We start from the raw sequence: 225 nt of genomic DNA, 5'->3' as shown, positions 1-225 counted from the left end.
AAAAAATCCCCTGCCCCACATGGTGGAACCGGGAACGGGGGCTTCGCAATACCCGAACCAAATGGGAAAAGAAAGACCCGGAAAACGGACGGTATATGTGGGACTTCTCCGTTATCAAAGACCTTTTGATGAATCCCGTTTACACCGGGGCGATTGCTTCCCAGAAAAAAGACTACCGTTTCAAAATCGGCACGATTGGGGAAAAGAAGCCGGAGGACTGGATTG

1 protein-coding gene is annotated in these 225 nt (G+C 50.2%); it reads left to right on the top strand.

Annotated elements, in window-relative coordinates:
* On the top strand, positions 1 to 225 hold a 225-nt coding region (locus LIZ66_RS18485; protein ID WP_227087400.1), incomplete at both ends, for a recombinase family protein.

Origin of the sequence: Blautia faecis, from assembly GCF_020554845.1 — a bacterium.
Taxonomy (GTDB): Bacteria; Bacillota; Clostridia; order Lachnospirales; family Lachnospiraceae; genus Blautia_A; species Blautia_A faecis.
The sequence above is the reverse complement of the archived record's forward strand: the minus strand, read 5'-3'. Positions and strand labels throughout refer to the sequence as shown.